Origin of the sequence: Clostridium sp. CS001, assembly GCF_020443565.1 — a bacterium.
Classification (GTDB): Bacteria; Bacillota; Clostridia; order Clostridiales; family Clostridiaceae; genus Clostridium_AD.
This window is the reverse complement of record NZ_JAIZZN010000042.1, coordinates 1-21,123: the sequence shown is the minus strand read 5'-3', so window position 1 is coordinate 21,123 and position 21,123 is coordinate 1. Positions and strand designations below refer to the sequence as shown.

Annotated in this window: 16 protein-coding genes and 1 pseudogene; 13 read left to right on the top strand and 4 right to left on the bottom strand. The window is 31.9% G+C overall.

Going from position 1 to position 21,123, the window contains the following annotated elements:
- The first annotated feature begins 366 nt into the window (after positions 1 to 366).
- Entirely contained in the window at positions 367 to 1,860 is a 1,494-nt protein-coding gene (locus LGK97_RS18415; protein ID WP_226261541.1) for a glycosyltransferase, read from the top strand.
- 108 nt (positions 1,861 to 1,968) lie between these two features.
- Here the strand turns inward: LGK97_RS18415 and LGK97_RS18410 are convergent, their stop codons facing one another.
- The 4 genes from LGK97_RS18410 to rfbA are packed head-to-tail and all read right to left on the bottom strand — an operon-like array spanning position 1,969 to position 5,703.
- The gene (locus tag LGK97_RS18410) at positions 1,969 to 2,631 is read right to left on the bottom strand and encodes an acetyltransferase (protein WP_226261539.1); all 663 of its coding nucleotides are present in this window, start codon (positions 2,629 to 2,631) and stop codon (positions 1,969 to 1,971) included.
- Positions 2,632 to 2,650: 19 nt separating this feature from the next.
- Entirely contained in the window at positions 2,651 to 3,727 is a 1,077-nt protein-coding gene (locus LGK97_RS18405; protein ID WP_226261537.1) for a DegT/DnrJ/EryC1/StrS family aminotransferase, read from the bottom strand.
- A 21-nt stretch (positions 3,728 to 3,748) separates the two neighbouring features.
- On the bottom strand, positions 3,749 to 4,810 hold the full coding sequence (rfbB, locus tag LGK97_RS18400; RefSeq protein ID WP_226261535.1) for a dTDP-glucose 4,6-dehydratase: 1,062 nt from the start codon (positions 4,808 to 4,810) through the stop codon (positions 3,749 to 3,751).
- Complete coding sequence (gene rfbA, locus LGK97_RS18395) at positions 4,807 to 5,703, bottom strand: glucose-1-phosphate thymidylyltransferase RfbA (RefSeq protein WP_226261533.1); 897 nt, start codon at positions 5,701 to 5,703, stop codon at positions 4,807 to 4,809. The genes rfbB and rfbA overlap by 4 nt, the downstream gene beginning before the upstream one ends.
- Before the next feature lie 191 nt (positions 5,704 to 5,894).
- Here rfbA and LGK97_RS18390 point away from each other — a divergent pair, with 191 nt between their 5' ends.
- The 12 genes and pseudogenes from LGK97_RS18390 to LGK97_RS18335 form a co-directional block, all read left to right on the top strand.
- Complete coding sequence (locus LGK97_RS18390; protein WP_226261531.1) at positions 5,895 to 8,567, top strand: class I SAM-dependent methyltransferase; 2,673 nt, start codon at positions 5,895 to 5,897, stop codon at positions 8,565 to 8,567.
- A 245-nt stretch (positions 8,568 to 8,812) separates the two neighbouring features.
- Positions 8,813 to 12,079, top strand: a complete 3,267-nt coding sequence (locus LGK97_RS18385) for an SNF2 helicase associated domain-containing protein (protein ID WP_226261529.1) — start codon at positions 8,813 to 8,815, stop codon at positions 12,077 to 12,079.
- Between the two features lie 10 nt (positions 12,080 to 12,089).
- Complete coding sequence (locus LGK97_RS18380) at positions 12,090 to 13,208, top strand: hypothetical protein (RefSeq protein WP_226261527.1); 1,119 nt, start codon at positions 12,090 to 12,092, stop codon at positions 13,206 to 13,208.
- 414 nt (positions 13,209 to 13,622) lie between these two features.
- Positions 13,623 to 15,083, top strand: coding sequence for an ABC transporter substrate-binding protein (locus tag LGK97_RS18375; protein ID WP_226261525.1), 1,461 nt, complete (start codon positions 13,623 to 13,625; stop codon positions 15,081 to 15,083).
- A gap of 90 nt (positions 15,084 to 15,173) precedes the next feature.
- Positions 15,174 to 16,157 carry a carbohydrate ABC transporter permease gene (locus LGK97_RS18370; protein ID WP_226261523.1) on the top strand — a complete coding sequence of 328 codons (984 nt, stop codon included), beginning with the start codon at positions 15,174 to 15,176 and terminating at the stop codon, positions 16,155 to 16,157.
- Between the two features lies 1 nt (position 16,158).
- Positions 16,159 to 16,998 carry a carbohydrate ABC transporter permease gene (locus LGK97_RS18365; protein WP_226261521.1) on the top strand — a complete coding sequence of 280 codons (840 nt, stop codon included), beginning with the start codon at positions 16,159 to 16,161 and terminating at the stop codon, positions 16,996 to 16,998.
- A gap of 45 nt (positions 16,999 to 17,043) precedes the next feature.
- Entirely contained in the window at positions 17,044 to 18,060 is a 1,017-nt protein-coding gene (locus LGK97_RS18360) for a LacI family DNA-binding transcriptional regulator (RefSeq protein WP_226261518.1), read from the top strand.
- 42 nt (positions 18,061 to 18,102) lie between these two features.
- Complete coding sequence (locus tag LGK97_RS18355; protein ID WP_226261516.1) at positions 18,103 to 19,422, top strand: GH1 family beta-glucosidase; 1,320 nt, start codon at positions 18,103 to 18,105, stop codon at positions 19,420 to 19,422.
- An 86-nt stretch (positions 19,423 to 19,508) separates the two neighbouring features.
- Positions 19,509 to 19,691, top strand: a complete 183-nt coding sequence (locus tag LGK97_RS18350) for a hypothetical protein (RefSeq protein WP_226261515.1) — start codon at positions 19,509 to 19,511, stop codon at positions 19,689 to 19,691.
- Entirely contained in the window at positions 19,664 to 20,131 is a 468-nt protein-coding gene (locus tag LGK97_RS18345; protein ID WP_226261512.1) for a WYL domain-containing protein, read from the top strand. Before LGK97_RS18350 ends, LGK97_RS18345 begins: the two co-directional genes overlap by 28 nt.
- Positions 20,132 to 20,306: 175 nt before the next feature.
- Positions 20,307 to 20,855, top strand: a complete 549-nt coding sequence (locus tag LGK97_RS18340) for a Uma2 family endonuclease (protein WP_226261510.1) — start codon at positions 20,307 to 20,309, stop codon at positions 20,853 to 20,855.
- 87 nt (positions 20,856 to 20,942) lie between these two features.
- Positions 20,943 to 21,123 (top strand): annotated as a pseudogene (locus LGK97_RS18335) (recombinase family protein); the annotation flags it as partial.

Here is a 21,123-nt window from a genome sequence, read left to right as displayed (position 1 = left end):
TTGCAATGATAAGACTTTGTGAAATCATATTAAAATAAATTCAAGTTACAAACTTCAAATGTAATTTATTTGAAGACTAACTTGATGACATTGCCCACGTGGCAAGTGGCAAGTGGCAAGTTTGAAAGAGGTTAAGGATATTATATCTTTGCTAATTTTCAAGGAATAATGTTTGGTACAGGATTATATAATATTTGGATTAATGAGGTAACACTTACAGGTGGTAGTTCAAAATTAATGATTACTGCAATGAATAACTAAAAACAAGTTAGTAGAGTTTTCAATTAAATCAGCATATTATAATACGGCAATGTAAGTAAATAAATAGGAATAAGTAAATATTGCAAATTGGAGTGAAAGAAATCAATGGCATATAGTCTATTTAACAGACTTCAAAATTATGTGGAGATTGGTGTTCATAATGGAGCATTAATGAAAGGTCAGAAAAATGAGAAGATTACCGTAAATGTAGGTGTATTAGCATATAATCATGAAAAATATATTGTTCATTGCCTTAATTCTATAATAAAGCAAAAGGGTGATTTCAACTTAAATATTGTTATCTGTGAAGATAAATCCAGTGACACAACCGCGGAAATTGTTGACAATTACATTAACAACACAGTGGTTGCAAAAAACGTAACCTTTGACTATTTAAAAAACCAAGAAAATTTAGGCATGGTAAAAAATTTAAAGAAGTTATTAAGAGCTTGTAGCAAAAGTAAGTATACTGCTTTAATAGATGGTGATGATTATTGGTGTGATGAGAATAAATTAAAATACCATATAGAATTTATGGAAAGTCACCCTCAGTGTGCCATGTCCTTTGATGATTTAATAATTAAAGAAGGAGATTATTTTTACCCATATTATTTACATCAGCAAATTAAAGATGATATTTTCAATACGGAAGATATAGCAAATTTGAATTTCATAGGGAACATCTCTTGTGGTTTTTATCATAGCAAATATTTAGGGGAAATCCCTGATGAATTTTTTGAAATGTTTGTTGGTGATTGGATGTTAAATGTTGCATGTTCAACCTTTGGAGAAATTGGACATGTAAAAAAAGCAATGAGTGTGTACAGGATTCATAATAAAGGCATTTGGAATAGAATGAATAATTATTATAAGAATAAAACAACTATAGGCTTAATTGATGAATATAATAAATATTTTAACTACACTTATGATGAACAATTTTCTAATATGCGTAGATTAAATGCATCAAAAATGGATGATGTATATTTGGAAAACTATGATTTGGTTATTATTGACAACTTGTTCCCACATGATGCCAGTGGATTTAGATATGAGGAGTTTCTCAGCTACCTTAAATACTTTAATTCAATGAAAGTTTTGATAGCAGAGAACTCCTTGCACTTACTTGGTGATAAAAGTGTTAAAGACCTAATTATTGATTTTAAAAGAAAAATTCCTGAAATAGGTAGTAAGCTTGAAAAGTTTTATACTTTTGATAATATAAATTGCAAGCTTCTTTATTTTGCATCTTTACAAAATGTTGCTTCTTTGGTTCATATGGCAGAAGATAGAAAAATACCTTTTGTATTTTCATTATACCAAGGAGAAGGTTTTGCCTTAGATGACCCTTTTTCAGATGCATCATTGAAAACAGTAACAAGTTCACCTTGTTTTAGAAAAGTAATGGTAACTCAGCGGGCAATTTATAATTATCTTACAAATAAAAATTTCTGTAAGCCAGAACAAATAGAGTTTATTGTTCAAAGAGAGGTCCATTCACGTGAAATAGAAGATGGAGAGCATGTAAATGAAAAATATTATGGTTTTAATAATGAGATTGTCAGTAGAATAAGAGTATTAGAAGCACATATTCAATAGTGGTGACTATTTTTTATATCAGTACCGGCGCTAAGAAGGGTGTATGAAAATCAGCTTTAAATGATTTTTATACACCCTTCTTTTAAGAATCATAATCTATATTTTATTTTATAAATATTTTTCTCCTGCCACTCTAGGACGAATTACTTTTGCAGGAGTGCCATATGCAATAGAGTATTCTGGAATATCTTTTATTACAGTGGATCCAGCCCCTATTATGGTATGCTCTCCAATGGTTATGCCATGAATTACTTTTGAACCTAAGGAAATAGCTGTAAATAAACCTATCTTTGAATTTCCACCAATAGAGGAACCTGGGCCTAAACTTGAGTAATCCGACATTTTACTGTCATGATCTAATGAAGAATTATGATTTATTACGCAAAAATCTCCTACAGTTGCATCGCTACTTATAACACTATTTGCCATTATCACGGTACCTTTTCCTATTACTGCATTTCTGGCTATTTGCGACGAGGGATGAATTACCTTAATAAAGTTAAACTCAGGGATAGCTTGTGAAATTTTATTATACACTGTATATCTAATAAAATTATCTCCAATTGCAATAATGCCACCTTGTATTTTATACATTTTTATTAATGTCTCCAAATCCTCTTCTTTACCAAGAATTTTATATCCAAAGGCGCTAGAACCCACTTTTTTAAATCTGTCTAGCAATCCAATAATTTCATATTTATTTTCTTTTTCAATACTATCAATTATAACCTTTGCGTGTCCAGAAGAACCTACAACTATAATATTCAACATAAACATCTCCTAAAAATGTTTAGGCTATTGCATTTATAATGTTTATAATATTTTCTTGTTCTACTAATGCTAACGAATCATACATTGGCAAGCAAAGTATTCTGCTTGCAACTAATTCTGAATTTGGTAACCTATTAGTTTTGTCTTTTATATAAGGTAAATTATTCAAGGATGGATAAAAATATCTTCTTGCATAAATACCTCCGTTTGCAAGGGTTACTTTAACCTTTAATAAGGTTTCTTCATCTTTAAATACCACAGGAAAGTAAATATAATTTAAGTTACTATTTATATTTTGTTCTTGTCTAATTACGTTTTTACTTAAATAGTTCATATAGTTTTCATATACTTTTTTTCTACCTTGAAGTATTTTGTCCATATCATCTAATACACATAAGCCCATGGCTGCTTGAAATTCATTCATCTTTCCATTAGTACCAACATCAACTATACGCTCTGAGTCCATTATTCCAAAATTAATTATTCTAGTGGCCTTGCCATATAGTTCATCATCGTTTATTACAAGTGCACCACCTTCTATGGTATGGAAGATTTTAGTAGCATGAAGACTAAGGGTAGATATATCGCCATAGTTTAGTACGCTAGTGCCTTTGTAGTTCACTCCAAAAGCATGAGCAGCATCATAAATCACTTTCAAGTTATGCTTTTTTGCTATTTCATCTATTTTTTCTACGTCACAAGGATTTCCAAATACATGGACAGGTACTATAGCTGAAGTAGTTTTTGAAATCTTCTCTTCAATTTTCTTATAATCTATATTAAAAGTATCTTTATTTATATCTACAAAAACTGGATTAATACCTTCCCATATTTGAGAACTAGTAGTGGCTACAAAGGAAAAGGGTGTGGTAATGGATTCACCTTTTATACCTAAAAGCTTGTAGGCAATTTGCAGGGCTATAGTTCCATTTGCAACTAAGAGTAAATGCTTTACTCCTAAATATTTTTCCAATTTATTTTGAAGTTCTTTAACTAATGGACCATTATTAGTAACAAAGCCTAACTTGAATATTTTTTCTACATAGGCTTCATATTTCTTTAGTTCAGGAAGGTAAACTTTTGTTACATTAATCATTTTTCCCCCTCCATTACTATTTTATTTTGTGGATTTTTCATACATACTGTTGTAATAATTTTCGTATTCACCAGTGGTAATGTTGTTCATCCACTGAGCATTATCTAAATTCCACTGAATTGTCTTATTTATTCCTACTTCAAATTCAGTTTCCGGATACCAACCTAATTGATTTTTTATCTTGGTTGGGTCTATGGCATATCTTTTATCATGACCTTTTCTGTCTTCAACATAAGTTATTAGGTTTTCTGTTATACCTTTGTCAACTTTTTTACTCAAGTAACTTATAATAGTTTTAATTATTTGCATATTAGTTCTTTCATTGTGTCCGCCTATATTATAAACTTCACCTACCGTACCATGATTTATAACAATATCTATTGCCTTGCAGTGGTCTTCTACATACAACCAATCCCTAACATTCATGCCATCACCATATACAGGTAGATTTTTATAAGTTAAGCAATTGTTTATTATTAGTGGTATTAATTTTTCAGGAAACTGGTAAGGGCCATAATTGTTGGAGCATCTAGTTATATTTACAGGCATTTTATAGGTGTCAAAATAAGACTTCACCATTAAATCTGCAGCGGCTTTACTTGAAGAGTATGGGCTATGGGGATCTATTGACGTATTTTCAAGGAAATATCCTGTATCACCTAGTGTTCCATATACTTCATCTGTGGATATTTGCAGAAATTTCTTACCTTTTTTAAAGCCGTTTTGTATTTGCCAAGCGTTCTTAGCTACATTTAAAAGGTTTACTGTACCTAAAACATTTGTTTTAACGAAGATCTCAGGGGATTTTATACTTCTATCTACATGGGATTCTGCTGCAAAGTTTACAACATAGTCAATGTGATGTGCAGAAAACAAATTCTCTAGCAATTTTTTATCACAAATATCACCTTGAATAAAAGTATAGTTTGGACTATCTTGTATATCTTTTAAATTTTCTAAATTTCCTGCATAGGTTAATTTATCTAAATTAATTATTTTTATCTCTAAATGTTTACTTAACATATGGTGAATAAAATTTGAACCTATGAACCCAGCACCACCTGTTACTAAATACGTTTTCATATATAATTACTCCCCTCCGATACTGAAAATTCATGGGCAATTTGTAATAAATATTTACCATACTCTGTTTTTATTAAAGGTTCTGCCAATTTTAAAAGTTGCTCTTTACTTATATAGCCCTTTTTATAAGCTATGGCTTCTATACAAGCTATATACAAACCTTGTCTTGTTTGAATAGTTTCTACAAAAGTGGATGCATCCAAAAGACTTCTATGATTTCCTGTATCAAGCCATGCTAACCCTCTTTCTAAAAGTTGTACCTTTAAATTGCCACGTCTTAAATATTCATTATTTACTGCTGTTATTTCTAATTCACCCCTAGAAGAGGGCTTAATATTTTTAGCTATATCAACTACATTATTATCATAGAAATACAATCCTGGAACAGCATAATTTGATTTGGGTTTTTCAGGTTTTTCTTCAATTGATATTACATTATTATTTTCATCAAATTCAACAATGCCAAATTCAGTTGGATTTATCACTGAGTATCCAAAAATTGTGGCTCCTTCTGCGCTATCCTTTACTGCTTTTAGTGTATCTATAAAACTATAACCATAGAAAACATTATCTCCTAAAATTAATGCTACTTTATCATTGCCTATAAAATCTTCTCCTATAATGAATGCCTCAGCAATGCCTCTTGGATATTCCTGGGCAGCATAGGAAAGAGTTAGGCCTATGTCACTCCCATCACCTAGTAATTCTTCAAAAGTATTCATATCTCTAAGTGTTGAAATGATCAATATTTCTTTTATACCTGCAAGCATCAATACGGATAATGGATAATATATCATAGGCTTATCGTAAACTGGAAGTATTTGTTTTGATATTGCTTTTGTTGCTGGATACAATCTTGTTCCAGAACCACCAGCTAAAATAATACCTTTCACTTCATTTTTGCCTCCTTAAAAACTTTATTAAAGTTCTCAGAATAATGTATTCCCATTGTACAAGCTTGGTGATATATATATATAAATTAAGCAAATTAGTAGAATTTTGAATTGTGTCATCATATTATAATGGGAAAGTAAATGTAGAAAAATAGAAATCACAAGGCATTACAAAATGGGAGTGAAAGAAGATGAAATGGGAATACAGTCTGTTTAACAGAACTAAGGATATTCAAAGCCACTATTTTTCATATGATTTTGGTGGAGGTTCACCATTATCTAAATGTTACGTTATGGCATATTTAGCATCTTTCCTTAAGTTTAAAAATTACGTGGAGATTGGCGTATATAAAGGTAGGAGTTTATTTTCTGTTGCTCAGGCATTCAAAGATAATGAAGGGAAAGTTTATGGAATTGATCCTTATGTTCTGCTTGAAGCTAAGGAATATGATTTAGAGGAAACATTAAAAAAAGAAGTGAACAGTTTTTTGGAAGGCTTAGACTTCGATGACATGTATAATCAAGTTTTACTGAATAAAGATGTATTTGAACTTTCTAATGTTGTTGAAATTATAAGAAAAACTTCAACAGAAGCGGCTCCATATTTCAAGGATATTAAAATAGATATGCTTCATATAGATGGCAATCATGATTTTAAAAATGTACAAGCAGATATAAATAATTATTCACCACTGGTAAGAGAAGGTGGAATTATAGTATTTGACTGCATAAATTGGGACTCTGTAAAAGCTTGTTATGATGAATATAAAAAGGATTATATAGTATTATTTGAAACAGATGATTTCGGCATACTGATGAAAAACCATAAAAATGAGAAAAGCTTAGAAAAGGCAGATTATATATCAAAAAAATTAAAAAATTTATACCCTAGATTACTTCAGATACAAAATAAAACCGAAGAGAGAAAACCTACTGTAAATGTGGGTGTACTAGCATATAATCATGAAAAATATATTGTTCATTGCCTTAATTCCATAATAGTGCAAAAGGGCAATTTCAATTTAAATATAATTATCTGTGAAGATAAATCAACTGATAGAACTGCAGAGATTATTGAGTCTTATATTAAGAACACAGTAGTTGGGGAGAATGTAACTTTTGAATTCTTAAAAAGCACAAAAAACTTAGGCATGGTAAAAAACTTAAAGAGATTATTAAAGGCTTGTAGCAATAGCAAATATACTGCTTTAATGGATGGGGATGATTGCTGGCATGATGAAGAGAAATTACAAACTCATATAGACTTTATGGAAAGTCACCCGGAATGCTCACTATCCTTCGATGAAATTATACTTTACTTTGAAAATGAGAATAAATATGAATTTTATAATATACAGCAAACCTTGAAAGGTGATGTTTTAACCACATCAGATATAACCAAGATGATGTTTATTGGAAATATCTCCTGTTGTTTTTATTATACTAAATATTTAGATCAAATTCCTGATGAATTTTTTGAAATGTTTGTTGCTGATTGGATTCTAAATATTGTATGTTCACTGTTTGGAGATATAGGTCATATTAAAAAAGCCATGACTGTATATAGAAAGCATAATCAAGGTATTTGGACTGGACTTAGCGACTATAATATGAAGAAATCAACTATGGGATTAATTGATAATTACAATAAATTTTTAAATTACACTTATGACGAAGACCTTTCTGAAATACGTAAACAATGTGCAATAAAAGTAGATGATAAATATTTAGAAAGCTATGATTTGCTTGTTATAGACGATGTTTTTCCACATCCTGTAAGTGGATTCAGATATGAAGAGTTTAAGAACTACTTTCAGCACATTAATTCAATGAAAGTGTTAACAACAGGTGCATCTGTGCATTTATTAGGAAGTAAAACTATTGATGAGCTAATTATTGATTTTAAAAGGGAAAATCCAGAAATAGGGGGTAAACTTGAAAAGTTTTCTACTGTGGATAATATAAATTGTAAGCTTCTTTATTTTGTATTTTTACAAAATGCAGCTGCTTTCGTTGATGTGGCAGAAAGGAGAGGAATTCCCTTTATATTTACCTTATATCCAGGGGGTGGTTTTGGCATTGGAAGCCCTTCTTCAGACCAAAAATTAAGAAGGGTACTAAGTTCCTATTGTTTTAGAAAGGTAATTGTAACTCAACAAGCAACCTATAATTATCTCATAGAAAACAATTTCTGTAGGCCAGAACAAATACAGTATATTTTTGGTGTGGTAACTCCTATTGATAAATTTGAAAATGCAGAATATCTAAATAAAAAGCATTATGGAATTAATAAAAAGAACTTGGATATCTGCTTTGTGGCTCATAAATATACTGCTTATGGTGAAGATAAAGGCTATGATGTATTTATTGAAGTTGCAAAACAATTGATAAAAATCCATAATAATATTCAGTTCCACGTTGTGGGTAATTTTCATGAAAAAATTATTGATGTTTCTGAAATAAGGGACAATATCAAATTCTATGGAATACAACAACCAGATTGGTTTAATGAATTCTACAAAGATAAAGATATTATTATATCGCCAAATACTCCAGGTATGATATTTACAGGTTCCTTTGATGGATTTCCAACTGCAAGTTGTATAGATGCTGGAATATGTAAAACAGCTATCTTTTGTACAGATCCATTAAGCTTAAATAATTCATACTTTAAAGACAATAAAGAAATAGTGATCATTAATAGAACTATATCAGAAATTATAGCTAAAGTTAATTACTATTATAATAAGCCCAGACAACTAAAGGATATTTGTGAAAATGGTCATAAAGTAATAATGGAGTTGTATGGTTTTAATAGTCAAATTGCTCCTAGAATAGGATTGTTAAAAGGGAATATTCAATAGTAGTAGGTTTGCTCGCTGATGTAAAGTCATGCCCTGCAAAAATAACGTCTAGGTAGTTAACAACATTTCAGCATCGCAGATGATGATTTAATACCTAGATGTTATTTTTTTATATTAAATTATAGAGGGGAAAAGAAAAAGGTAGTATAATTAGCATATATGGATGCTAAAAATATATGTTGATAGTTTTTACCTTCTAATTGGGTATAATTAAATTATAAATAAAATCTATGGAGGAACACATTGTGAGAGTATCAGAAACACAGATAAAACAGTGGTCAAATGACATCACTTTTAAAAGAGCAACTCAGTATTGCGAGGGTGGCTATGTTCAGGCATTAGGCATAAAGGAAAGTAGCATAAATGGTGTAAAAAATGCCAAGCAATTGGATATTTCCACTAAAGTGATTTCCTTTAATGGCTTTAATACCAATGATGTTCATATTATATGGGATAACAAAACAAACATTATACAAGGGAATTGCAATTGCGACGAATATAAGGATTCGCAGTTGCGTGGTGATGAAGTTCTTTGTAAACATATTGCAGCGGTGCTTTTGCAATATTCAAGGGAATATCAGGATAATTTTAATAGACCTTTAAGGAAGTCAGATATTGATTGCTTACTTGAAGAGCTAAAGGATATTGCCACAATAAGTGATGATTATAAAAGAGAACTCAATTTAGAAATTAAGTTTCTTGAGGGCTCAGCTTATGAAAATCCTTATGTTGAACTTAAACTAGGGCTTGAAAAAAATTATGTTGTAAAAAGCATGAGAAACTTTTTAAAGGCAGTAATGAAAGAGGAAGTTATTGAGTTTGGAAAGGGTTTTACCTATGATCCTAGTTTACATAAATTTAATACTGTAGATGAGCAAATAATAGAAATGTTTATGGAAATAAGAGATATAGAAGGGGAACGTACCAATTCCTATGATTATTATAGTTCGCATAATAACTCAATGTTTTCGGGGAAAAAACTTTATCTAACAGATAAAATATTATATAAATTCTTTACTTTGGCGAGAGAAAGAGCAATTGATGTGTTGGTAGATAAAACAGAGCATAAGGCTATAAATATAATAAAAGGAAACATGCCTTTAAAATTTAAGATGGGCATGAAAAGAGAAGCCATAGAACTAGAACAATTAGGAGATCTACCAAAACAGTTAGATAACTCCTATAAAGTATTTTGGCATAATGACAATATATACCTTCCAACCATGGAGCAGTGTGCTACCTATGTACCAATCTACAAATTAATCATAAGTAAAAAGGGCAAGAAAGCGATTTTTAGTAAGAATGAAGGAGAAAAGATAGCTTCTTACCTTTTACCTAAGCTTAAAACTGTTGCAGAGGAAATTGCTTTCGACAAAAATATCAATGAGAGCTTTTACGAAGCACCCCTTATTATTAAGGTTTATCTAGATAAAGCGGATGAGGTCATAACCTCTTCAATAAAGTTTAATTACGGTGAAATAGATATAAATCCACTAGAAAAAAAGGAAAGACAAAAGCAAGAGAAAATACTAATTAGAGATATAAAAAAAGAAGAAAATTGTGAGGGTATATTAAAAAGCTTTGGCTTTGAAGAAGACCAAAACAGTTATGTAATGAAAAATGAAAAAAATATTGTAAGCTTCATTACAGACGGAATGAATAAACTTCAAGAGCTAGGTGAGGTATATTACTCACAAAGCTTTAAAAATATTAAGGTTTATGGAAAGTCAAACTTAAAAGGTGGAGTAAGAGTTAATGAAGATAATTTATTAGAATTTTCCTTTGAACTTGAAGGGGTAAATAGGGAAGAACTAAAAAATATCTTCAGTGCTTTAAGAGAAAAGAAGAAGTATTACAAACTTAAAGAAGGCGGATTTGTATCCCTTGAAGACAAGGCTATAGAAGACCTAGGGGCCATGATTGACTTCTTGGACATAAAAGATAAGGACTTAAGCAAGGAAAAAATATTGATTTCCAAATATAATGCGTTATATCTTGACCAAAAGATCAAAGATGAAGAAATGGATTATGTAAAAAGGAGTAAAAACTTTAGAGAACTTACCAACAATATACGCGATGTACGGGATATGGATTATGCAATTCCAGAGTCGCTAGATGGCATTATGCGTAACTATCAAAAGGTAGGTTTTAAGTGGTTTAAAACCTTAGCAGAATATGGATTTGGTGGAATACTTGCAGATGAAATGGGACTTGGAAAGACCCTTGAGGCTATAGCCTTTTTACTATCAGAAAAAGGAGGCAATCCATCGGTAGTTATAGCACCTACTTCGTTAGTATACAATTGGCAAAGTGAGATAGAAAGATTTGCACCGGAGCTTAATACTGTTGTAATATCTGGTTCTAAAAAGCAAAGAGAAGAGCTGATGAACGAGATAAAAGATTGTGATGTGGTGATTACTTCTTACCCACTTATAAGGCGTGATATAGAAGAGTACAAGGAAATTAGTTTTAATTATTGCATCTTAGATGAAGCGCAACAAATAAAAAATCCTGCTTCTATAAATGCAACTTCAGTTAAAGAGATTAAAGCAAAGGGGTATTTTGCATTAACAGGAACTCCCATTGAAAATTCTTTAACGGAACTTTGGTCCATTTTTGATTTTATTATGCCAAGCTATTTGCTGACCCATGCTAAATTCACCAAAAGGTATGAAACACCAATTATAAAAAATAACGATAAAACTGCATTAAAGGAATTAAACAGGCATATAAATCCCTTTATTTTAAGAAGACTTAAAAAGGACGTTATAAAGGAGTTACCACCTAAAATAGAACATAATCTAGTGGTAGATATGACAGAAACGCAGAAGAAACTTTATGTTTCATATCTAGATAAAGCTAAAGGTGAAATTGATGAAGAAATAAAGGAAAATGGTTTTAGTAAAAGCAAAATAAAAATTCTTTCTATTTTAACAAGATTAAGGCAAATATGCTGTGATCCTTCTGTATTTATAGAAGATTATAAAGGGGATAATGGCAAAATGGAAGCCTTAGATGAGATTTTAGAAGACAGTGTAGGACAAGGACATAGAATACTATTATTTTCACAATTTACTTCTGTGCTTAAAAACATAAGAACTAGATTTGATAAAAATAATATAAAATATATGTATTTAGATGGAAATACTAAAAGTGAAGATAGAATGGGCTTGGTTAAGGAATTTAACGAAGGAGATGCAAATGTATTTTTAATCTCTTTAAAAGCAGGAGGAACGGGACTAAATTTAACAGGAGCAGATGTTGTAATACATTTTGACCCTTGGTGGAACCCTGCTGTGGAGGAACAAGCCACAGATAGGGCACACAGAATTGGTCAGGAAAAAACTGTAGAAGTTATAAAACTTCTTGCTAAGGGTACCATTGAAGAAAAAATATATAAAATGCAACAAAGGAAGAAAGAAATGATAAAAAATGTAATGGATGAAAATATGAATGAGGAGAACATCATAACACAAATGACACAAGAGGATTTGGAGAGTTTGTTTAAATAGGAGGGGGAATATGAAAAGAATAGATTTGATGAATATAGCAAATAAATATTCAAAGAATGAAGAATATAGTTTTACTGGATATTTGATGTATAAGGATAAACAAGTAGCTCAAATAAAAGATACGGATTTTGTATGCTCTTTGGATGACAATTTATTGCCTATAATAATGATAAATAAAAATGTGGGCTCTTTTGAAGCGTGGCTACAAACTAGAGTAATAGACACTCATAGAACAAATTCAAGACAAGTAAGACGTAGATTAAGTGTCAGGTCTGAGGTTCCTAAGGAGATAGTTATTAAAGCAAGAGCTATATGTATTACAGATAGCTATTGGTTAAAATGGGCAGATGAAGATTTAACTTATAAAGAAGTAAGAAATAGATTATCCGATGGGCTAAATACCATTGCTTTATACGGTAATGCTACAGACATAAATTTTAATGATGCAGATATAAGCCCTGAGTTAACCAATATAGGAAGCTTTGAGAAGTGTTGGAAGCTCATTGATGGATACTGGTATATGATAAAAAAGGGCACTTATAAGGAGAACTTTGCGGAAGTGTTAATATCAAATATAGCTATTGATTTTGGATTCAATGCTGTTAAATATGAAGCTATTGAAGATGGAGCATTAGTTATATGTAAAGACTTTACCAATAATGTAGAAGTGGATTTTGAACCCATGTTTAGCTTCGTTAGGGAGTATTGGGAGATAGATGACTCTGTAAGTATTATAAAAGAACTTGGATATATAGAAGAGTTTTTAGATATTACCTTTATGGATGCATTGTGTTATAACATAGATAGGCATACATTTAACTTTGGAATATTAAGAAAGGATGGAGAACCAATAGGGCTAGCACCAAATTTTGATAATAATTTAGGATTGTCAGGAGTGCTTAATAATAGGGGATTAGAAAACACATGGTATTCAACAACATTTACAAGGAATAATTATAAGCCATTATTAAAATCTTATAATTACGATATACCTAAGATTGATATAGAAGAGATAAAAGAAATTATAAATGATACATTAAAAGATTTTCCGCTATTAAGGTCTGAACCAGGATTTAGTGAGATTGTATTTAAAATAATAAAAAATAATTATGAAGAACTATTAAAGTAAGAAATCTTGCCACTTGCCACTTGCCACCTGGGTGGCACTATTAAATAAAAGCTATGAAAATGTGATAAACATTTTTATAGCTTTTATTAATTCAAAAGACTTCGCAAAAGACTTCGCAAAAGACTTCGCAAAAGACTTCGCAAAAGACTGAGTAAAAGAGCATTTATGGAAACCGGTTTCGAAAGTTATTTTTCGATTACATTAGCTATGATATCTTGATTAGCAATAAATAATATGTAATGTATTGCAGTATTTTCAATGAATTAAGCGAAATATTTAGAAAGTTTTATGGTTTAGTTTGAAGTTCAGCTATTGTAATAATGTTACATATATGATAATATTATTTTACAGTATAGAAATGGATTTCCATACAAGTAAGTAATTACAAATTAATTTTAAAAGGTGGTAGAGATAATGAAAAAGACAATGGCCCTAGCTCTTGCATGCTTGATGTCAGTTGGCTTAATGTCTGGATGTGGTAAAAGTGATTCTAAAAAAGATCCTGCTCCCACAGACAAACCTGTAGTTACAGAGAATACTACTAAAGAGAAAAGAACTCTTAAAGTTTGGTCTTTCACAGATGAATTAAAGACAATGGTGCTTGCTTTTGAAGAAGCGCATCCCGATGTGAAGGTTGAATATACTATGATTCCTATGACAAATGGTGAATTTCAAACAAAGCTTAAATCAACCCTACAATCTGGAGAGATTCCTGATGTCTTATCACTTGAAGCTGCTTTTGTAAGAGAATATGTAGAGAGTGATTATCTAGCAGATGTTTCAAGTTTAATACCACTTGCAAATGACCTTGGAACCTATCAGTTCACAATAGATATTGGCACATATGAAGGCAAAACAAAGGCATTTTCTTATCAGGCAACACCGGGAGCAATGTTTTATCGTAGAAGCCTTGCTAAACAATACTTTGGAACCGATGACCCAGCTGCTATTCAAGAATTAGTTTCAGATATGACAAAATTTGAGGCAACTGCAAAGACAATTAAAGAAAAATCAAAGGGTAATACTTATATGGTTGGTTCAGCGGGAGACTTTACAAACCTTTTCTTTGCGAATCGTAAATCACCATGGGTGGTAGATAACAAGCTTGTTATAGATCCTAAGGTTGAGGAGCTATTAGACACTGCAAAATCCTTTAGACAAAATGGTTACGAGGCTCAGGCTAATCAATGGCAAGAGGGATGGTTTGCAGGTATGAATGATTCACTAGTTGATGCAAAAGGAAATCCAAAACAAGTATTCTCTTATTTACTTCCAACTTGGGGACTTCCGTACGTGTTAATGTCTAACTCCACTCCAAAAGAGATAAAAGCAGAAGGGGCAACAGCTGCGAAAATGGTTGGAAAAGACACATCTGGCGATTGGGCATGCATTAGTGGTCCTGTACCATATCAATGGGGTGGCACATGGATTGGTGCACTAAAGGATGCTAAAAATTTAGATTTAGCTACAGAATTTATAAAGTTCTCTACTTTAAATAAGGATACTCTTAAGAACTGGGCAACCGGTGTATATACAAACGAGTATTTGAGAAAAATTGACCCAACTATTGGAGATAAACTAGCTCAGGGTGCTGGAGACTTTATATCTAGCCAAAAAGTAGCTGAAGAAATTATTTCAAAATTTGATGATGCAGCAACTACTAAATTCCTAGCAGGACAAAATTCTTATAAAGGCTTTGCAACTGCAGCTCCAAACATTAGCTTAAAGCTTATTCAAGCTTCAGATGATGCTATTCAGCGTTCACTAAATGACCCACTTAGCAATTATGCCTCTGGTAAAACAACAAAAGATCAGGCAATCAAAGAGTTTAAAGATGCAGTAAAAAATGCATTGACTGATATAAAAATAGATTAAGCCAAATTAATATTAACAAAATCTGCGGCATCTATATGCATCGCAGATTTTGTTCTAACTAAGTATCAAATAGGAAAGGGTGTGATTACCTTGTCTGAGAATATAAAGTTAAGAAAAAAAAGCGGTAATAAAATAAATAAGAAGCGCTATGGATATCTATTTACTGCCCCCTTTATTATTGGATTTTTATTATTCAGTCTTTATCCTTTAATATATACTTTTTATTTAGGGTTTACAGATATGACGATGATGAGTAAAAGCTACAAAATAGTAGGCTTTGATAACTTTAAAAATTTATTTGGCGATTCATTTTTTCGTAAAGCCTTGGCTAATACATGGAAGATATGGATGTTAAATTTTATACCACAAATAGGAATTGCAATGCTTTTATCAGTATGGCTTACAAACACTAGGCTAAAAATAAAATTTGTAGGTTTCTGGCGTACTATATATTTCTTACCTAATCTTTTAATGCCAGTAACAATTGCTGTTTTATTTTTCAATCTTTTTTCCTTCTATGGACCTGTAAATCAGTTATCCGTAAGGTCAGGAATTATGGAAGGTGCAATGGATTTCTTTCGTAGCACTGCATGGACACAATCCATTGTAATTTTTGTTCAGTGGTGGATGTGGTTTGGCTCAACTCTAATAGTATTAATGGCTGGTATGACTTCTATTTCTCCAAGCTATTATGAGTCTGCCATGGTTGACGGTGCAAGCACTTTGCAAATGTTTAGAAAAATAACGCTACCACTTTTAAAACCAGTGCTAGTCTATATTTTGGTTACGTCCCTAGTAGGTGGTATGCAAATGTTTGATATACCATATATGCTGACAGATGGAAGAGGGTCCCCTAGTGGCTCTATTATGACTATGAATGTACTTATGTATATGAAATTTTCTAGTAACAAAGGGCATATTGGAGTAGCTGCGTGTGTGGGTATGATTATATTCATTATTACCTGTGCTGCTGCATTACTAATTATGAAAATGCTTAAAGAAAAAGATCCATATATAGAGAAAAAGAAAAAGAAAAGGTCGAAAATAGTAAAAACAGTGGGAGGGGAGATGTAACATGAAGTATACTACCAAAACTCGACTGCTGCGTATTTTCATATATACAGTGTTAACTATTTTACTTATTATATGTATTTTGCCTATATGGATCTTAATTGTAAATGCTACCCGTTCAACTGCGCAAATTCAACAGGGTATTAGCTTGATACCTAGCAGTAATCTTATAGCTAATTGGGATAACTTAACGAATAGAGGCTTTAGTATAGTTAGAGGTTTTTATAATAGCGCTATAATTTCGGTATCCGTTACGGTACTTACAGTATATTTTTCTATGATGTTTGCTTATGCAATTCATGTGTACGAGTTTCCTTATAGAAAGTTTTTATATGGCTTTGTATTAATTCTTGTAATGGTGCCTACACAGGTTTCAATAATAGGTTTTTATCGTTATATGTCCTATTTAAAACTTACAAATACTTATGTTCCTTTAATACTACCTGCAATTGCTGCACCTGGCGCAATATTTTTCGCTAAGCAGTATCTTGAAGCGGTAATAATAAAAGATCTGATAGATGCGGCTAGAATAGACGGCTGTGGTGAAATTGGTATATTTCACAAAGTAATGTTGCCTATTGCAAAACCAGGTGCGTTTACCATGGGCATATTTGCATTTGTTGCCTCCTGGAATAATTTCTTTAATCCTTTTATTATGATCTCTAAAATGTCCAAATATACTTTGCCAATGCTGGTGCAAACCTTGAGGGGTGACACCTATAGAACGGAATACGGAAGCATCTACTTAGGGCTTGCAGTGTCTATTGTTCCCATAATAGTTGTCTATGCCATTTTTTCAAAGTACATTGTTAATGGAATTGCAATGGGATCTGTAAAAGAATAATTTTGCATGTAATAAAAAAATTCACTGAGGAATGAGGTATAACTAATGGTTACAATATACGATATTGCAGAAATGGCTGGGTATTCTCCAGCAACTGTTTCAAAGGCTTTTAATAATTATAAAGGCGTAAATATAAAGACCTATGAAAAAATAATGGAAATTGCAAAGACCCTTGATTATACTCCAAATAATAATGCAAGAGCCCTTGTAACGAAAAAGACATGGCTACTGGGAGTGCTTTTTTCAGAAGATGTAGGCACTGGTATTGCCCATCCTCATTTTGGTGAGATTCTGCAAAGCTTTCAAATGAGAGCAGGGCAGCAAGGTTATGATGTGGTTTTTATAAACAAAAGGCTTGGAAACAACGAAGCCTCCTATCTAGAACACTGCTTATATAGGGGAGTAGATGGAGTGCTTTTAGCAGCAGGTGCTGGATATACACAAGAGATTCAGTGTGTTTTATCAAGTAATATTAAATGTGTTTCTGTAGAAATGGTATATCCAAATAATTATACTATAATTTCTGATAATAGAATGGGAAGTATGCAAGCCCTTGAATATCTTTACTTTCTTGGGCATAGGAAAATAGCTCATATTGCCTGTCCACTTTGGAGTTTAGCAGGTCACGAGCGTTATGCTGCCTATAAAGAATTTTTAGAAATCAAGGGACTTGAAGAAAATCCGAAATATTTTGTGGAAGTGGAGGATTTCATGCCAGATGCCGGAGCAAAAGCTGCTACGAAGCTTTTGCAGCAAAGCTTGGAGGATTTGCCCACAGCAGTTTATATTGCCTATGATGATGGGGCTTGCTCTGCAATGGCAATGTTTGAAAAGCAAGGATTTAGGATTCCAGAAGATTTGTCCATTGTAGGCTTTGATAATTTAAAGGTTACTGGATTTACATCGCCATCACTTACAACTATAGAACAAGATAGAGAAAGCATAGGACAAAAGGCCTGTGATACACTGATTAAACTAATTGAAGATAATACCATGGGTACACCTTGTGAAATTAGGATTCCTACAAAGCTCATAGTAAGGAATAGTTGCAATCGTATTTAAAAAATTAAAAAGTAATTTATAATATAGAGAGGAAGATAAGTTATGAATTTTGATAAGAGTTTTATTTTTGGAGTGGCCACCTCTTCTTACCAAATTGAAGGTGCTGTAGATGAAGACGGAAGAACGCCTTCAATATGGGATACCTTCTCTAAGGTAGAAGGAAAGGTGAGTAATATGGAAAATGGTGATATTGCCTGCGATCATTATCATAGATATAAAGAGGATATTAACCTTATAAAAGAACTAGGTGTAGATTGTTATAGGCTTTCAATAGCGTGGCCTAGAATTTTTCCATCGGAGGGCAAGTACAACCCAAAAGGTATGGAGTTTTATAAAAATCTTCTCACAGAGCTTAAGGAAAAAGGTATCAAGACTGCTGTAACTCTTTATCATTGGGATTTGCCACAGTATCTACAGGATATGGGTGGATGGGAAGAGAGAAGATGTGCTGATAGGTTCTTAGAGTATGCTGAAAAATGCTTTATGGAACTTGACCACTTAACAGATATGTGGATAACCCATAATGAACCTTGGTGCGCTTCTATTTTATCAAATGTATTGGGGGAGCATGCTCCTGGGAAAAAAGATATTTCTGCAGCTCTTAAGGTGGGCCATCATCTACTGCTTTCTCATGGAATGGCTGTAGGGTTATATCATAAACTTGGGCTAAATAAACCAATAGGCATAACTTTAAACTTGGTTCCTACTTACCCTAAAAGTAAAAATTTTTTAGATCTTTTAGCAGCATCAAATGCCGATGGTTTTTCCAATAGATGGTTTTTAGACCCTATATTTAAAGGTAGTTATCCTTTTGATATTGCAAATCTATACGCCAATCGTAGCGCTAATTTTGATTTTATTAAAGAAGGAGACTTTGATATTATAGGAGAAAAGTGTGATTTCTTAGGTGTTAATTATTATAACCGCTCTCTAGTGGAATTTGATCCTATGTCACTTACCCTTGCTTCCGGTGCATATTCAACATATCCAAAAACTGATATGGGGTGGGATGTGTCTCCAGGGGAATTTATAGATCTTATTAAAATGCTTCGCGCAACTTACACAGACTTACCAATTTATATAACGGAAAATGGTTCGGCGTGGATTGATGATTTAGAAGATGGATGTATCCATGATGCTAAGCGAACGGATTATTTGCTTCGTCATCTTGAAGCAGTGGCTAAAATGAATGATTTGGGACTTAATATTGCCGGGTATTTCTGTTGGTCACTTCTAGATAATTTTGAATGGGGTTGTGGTTATTCTAAGAGATTTGGAATAGTGCATGTGGATTTTGAAACCCAAGAAAGAATAAAGAAGGACAGTTATTATGAATACGCAAAGGTGATTAAGGAGAGATAATAATTAAACAAGAAAAGTTTCATGTAATATCAAAGCTTTTCTGATATAATCTACTAAGATAGATATATTGGAAAGGATTTGATATTATGTTACCTTATAGTGACTATGGTAAGGGTAGGAGATTGCTTGAAACTTTTAAAATGATAAAAACCGGAATAGCAACAACACCAAAAGAAATTGCAAATATGTTTGAAACCTCACCGGATAACATTCATAATTATGTAAAAGAATTAAATGAGGAATGGGAAACCATAAAACTCATACAATAATACCCTATAGTTTTGCTTGTGAACTAGGGAAATACTATATTATTGGATATCTAGAAAGCAAAGATTGCTTGATACATTATAGGATAGATAGAATATCAAAGGTAAGTGTTTTAGAAGAAGACGGAAAACGTAATAGTAAATTTAATGTGTATGATTATCTTAAAAGGACTTGGTACATGTATGGTGGGGACGAGACAAGAGTAAAGGTTAAGTTCAGTAAAAACTGCTACAAGGCTGTAACTGAAAAAAGTTTGCTAGATGGAAGTCTTATTGAAGAAAATGAAGACTATTTTGTATATGAGTTTATTTGTAATGGTACATATGGCATAAAGATGTGGCTGATGGGTTTTGGGGCAGAGGCAGAGGTCATAGAGCCAGTGGAATTTAGGGAAGAAGTTATTGAGAGTGTAAGGAATATGGTGAAGGTGTATGGTTTATAGATAACTTAGTGAAAATATTATTAAGAGAAAGTAATAAATTATCCTATGGATATAGTAGGTATAATATTATTTGTGGTATCAGGTGAAAATGTTTAAAGTTAAAAGTGTGTGATATAATACTGTTAGGTTAGGTGACACTATAATAAACAATATAAATGGGGGTGTGCTGCTATTTTTGGCATATAAAGAAAGAAGTTATACTTATGAGGAATATTTAAAAATATCTGATGAGGATAGGTGTGAATTTATAGATGGCAAAGTATATATGATGGGTTCACCTTCAATCCAGCATCAAAATATAGTAGGAAACATGTTTTTTGCTCTAAAAAATCACTTTAAAAATAAAGAATGTAGGCCATTTGTAGCTCCCCTTGATGTAACATTTGTTGATGATAAGAATAATAAAAATGTAGTTCAACCTGATGTTTTGGTTGTATGCGATGAGGATAAAATAATAGATAATTCGTACACGGGAATACCAACCTTAGTAGTTGAAGTTGTTTCACCTTCAAATAGTAGCCATGATTATGTAACCAAGTTAGATTTGTATCTAAGAGCAGGTGTTGAAGAATATTGGATATTAAATCCCATTAGTAAAAATGCAATCTGTTATAGGTTTGAAAATAAAATGATTTCTAATGTTGAAGGGTGTCATTATGATGAATCAATTAAATCACAAGTCTTTGAGGGATTAAGTATTCCATTAAAAGAACTGTTTGAATAGAAGGTTAAGACGGATAGGCATTTATGCCTATCTATTTTTTATGCTTATAATTTCAAAGAAATATTTAGGTAGGGAAATTTTTTTGAGGTGGCTCATTGTAGAGTTTCAAGTAACAAACAGAAAGATGATTTAGAAAGACAAATACAAAACATGAAAAAGTATTTAGACTCTTTGAATAAATCATATGAAATTATTACTGATATTGGTAGTGGAATAAACTATAATAAAAAAGGGCTTAGAGATTTATTAAAGAAAATAAACAATAGAG

What these genes read in the sequence shown, in the direction of transcription:
- LGK97_RS18415 (WP_226261541.1), top strand. Translation starts at nt 367, where the DNA reads ATGGCATATAGTCTATTTAACAGACTTCAAAATTATGTGGAGATTGGT.
- LGK97_RS18380 (WP_226261527.1), top strand. Translation starts at nt 12,090, where the DNA reads ATGAAAAGAATAGATTTGATGAATATAGCAAATAAATATTCAAAGAAT.
- LGK97_RS18355 (WP_226261516.1), top strand. Translation starts at nt 18,103, where the DNA reads ATGAATTTTGATAAGAGTTTTATTTTTGGAGTGGCCACCTCTTCTTAC.
- LGK97_RS18410 (WP_226261539.1), bottom strand. Translation starts at nt 2,631, where the DNA reads ATGTTGAATATTATAGTTGTAGGTTCTTCTGGACACGCAAAGGTTATA.
- LGK97_RS18350 (WP_226261515.1), top strand. Translation starts at nt 19,509, where the DNA reads ATGTTACCTTATAGTGACTATGGTAAGGGTAGGAGATTGCTTGAAACT.
- LGK97_RS18360 (WP_226261518.1), top strand. Translation starts at nt 17,044, where the DNA reads ATGGTTACAATATACGATATTGCAGAAATGGCTGGGTATTCTCCAGCA.
- LGK97_RS18405 (WP_226261537.1), bottom strand. Translation starts at nt 3,727, where the DNA reads ATGATTAATGTAACAAAAGTTTACCTTCCTGAACTAAAGAAATATGAA.
- LGK97_RS18375 (WP_226261525.1), top strand. Translation starts at nt 13,623, where the DNA reads ATGAAAAAGACAATGGCCCTAGCTCTTGCATGCTTGATGTCAGTTGGC.
- LGK97_RS18345 (WP_226261512.1), top strand. Translation starts at nt 19,664, where the DNA reads ATGGGAAACCATAAAACTCATACAATAATACCCTATAGTTTTGCTTGT.
- LGK97_RS18390 (WP_226261531.1), top strand. Translation starts at nt 5,895, where the DNA reads ATGAAATGGGAATACAGTCTGTTTAACAGAACTAAGGATATTCAAAGC.
- LGK97_RS18365 (WP_226261521.1), top strand. Translation starts at nt 16,159, where the DNA reads ATGAAGTATACTACCAAAACTCGACTGCTGCGTATTTTCATATATACA.
- rfbB (WP_226261535.1), bottom strand. Translation starts at nt 4,810, where the DNA reads ATGAAAACGTATTTAGTAACAGGTGGTGCTGGGTTCATAGGTTCAAAT.